This window comes from Vibrio sp. Vb1574 (genome assembly GCF_033338675.1).
Genome location: NZ_JAWOTC010000378.1, coordinates 1 through 1116, shown reverse-complemented (window position 1 = coordinate 1116; position 1116 = coordinate 1). Strand labels below are relative to the sequence as shown.

The 1116-nt window shown below is 46.2% G+C and carries 2 protein-coding genes; one reads left to right on the top strand and one right to left on the bottom strand.

The genetic code is table 11. From position 1 onward, the window contains the following. The coding region (locus tag R7O12_RS26300; protein ID WP_318127006.1) for a PLP-dependent cysteine synthase family protein at positions 1-906 on the top strand (906 nt) is incomplete at its 5' end. Positions 907-969: 63 nt separating this feature from the next. Here R7O12_RS26300 and R7O12_RS26295 read toward each other — a convergent pair. Then, positions 970-1116 (bottom strand): DUF1244 domain-containing protein (locus R7O12_RS26295; protein ID WP_318127008.1); only part of this gene is annotated, 147 nt, incomplete at its 5' end.

Genomic DNA, 1116 nt, shown 5'->3' with positions numbered 1-1116 from the left:
TATGCGATTTGTAATGGGTGGATTGGTCCTGAAACCACAGTAATTGAAGCCTCCTCAGGCAGCACAGCCGTTTCAGAAGCGTATTTTGCTCGCTTACTTGGCTTACCTTTCATTGCCGTTATGCCAAAAACCACCGCGCGTAAAAAGATTGAACAAATTGAGTTTTACGGTGGCAAAGCACACCTTGTTGAACGCTCAGATCAGATTTATGACGAGTCTCGACGTTTGGCTCAAGAGTTAAATGGTCACTACATGGATCAATTTACTTATGCTGAACGTGCAACTGATTGGCGCGGCAACAACAACATCGCGAACTCGATCTTCAGCCAAATGCAGTTAGAAGATCACCCAATTCCTAGTTGGGTAGTGATGAGTCCAGGAACTGGTGGCACATCAGCAACCATTGGCCGTTTTATTCGTTACCAAAAATACGACACCAAACTGTGTGTGGTAGACCCTGAAAACTCAGTGTTTTACGATGCCTTCCAATCCGGCAACAATGAATTAAAAGGCAATACTGGCAGCAAAATTGAAGGCATCGGCCGACCACGTGTTGAGCCAAGCTTTATCGCCGGTGTGGTTGATGAGATGCGAAAAATTCCTGATGCGGCAAGTGTCGCGACCGCGCATTGGGTTTCTCAGCTGATTGGACGTAAAGTCGGTGCATCTACGGGGACGAACCTCTACGGTGTACTTCAACTGGCCTGCGAAATGAAACAACGCGGTGAAACAGGCTCTATCGTGACACTTCTATGTGACTCTGGTGAGCGTTACTTAGATACGTATTACGACTTAGCATGGGTAAAAGAGAACATCGGTGATATTCAACCTTACCTCGCGCAACTTGAAGTCATTCAAGCGAAAGGCTGTGTTGAGCCGGCATGTTGTGGTCCAATTACCGCTTAAGATGCAAATTCGAATGTAAAAAAACAGCCCGCTTATGTGCGGGCTGTTTTTTATTGATTGGGATTACTTTTTCTGACGCGCTTCAAACGCGGCCAATTGTTCTGGCGTTGCTGCTGGCTGATGGTTTTGTTTCCACTCATCATAAGTCATGCCGTAAACACGTTCGCGAGCGTCATCAATATCTAAATCCAAACCGAGATTTTCAGCCTC